Origin of the sequence: Halorubrum sp. SS7 (genome assembly GCF_005435055.1) — an archaeon.
Taxonomy (GTDB): Archaea; Halobacteriota; Halobacteria; order Halobacteriales; family Haloferacaceae; genus Halorubrum; species Halorubrum salinarum.
Genome location: NZ_SGXV01000813.1, coordinates 1 through 209, shown reverse-complemented (window position 1 = coordinate 209; position 209 = coordinate 1). Strand labels below are relative to the sequence as shown.

Here is a 209-nt window from a genome sequence, read left to right as displayed (position 1 = left end):
AGGGCCGCTTCTCGTTCAACGTGAAGGGCGGGCGCTGCGAGGAGTGCGGCGGACAGGGCACCGTCAAGATCGAGATGAACTTCCTCTCCGACGTGTACGTCCCCTGCGAGGAGTGCGGCGGCTCGCGTTACAACGACGAGACGCTCGACGTGGAGTACAAGGGGAAGACCATCGCCGACGTGCTCGACATGAGCGTCACGGAGGCCCAC

The 209-nt window shown here is 64.6% G+C and carries 1 protein-coding gene; it reads left to right on the top strand.

Annotated elements, in window-relative coordinates; all coding sequences use genetic code 11:
• Window positions 1–209: hypothetical protein (locus tag EXE44_RS19995; protein ID WP_137718159.1), on the top strand; the 209-nt coding region annotated here is incomplete at both ends.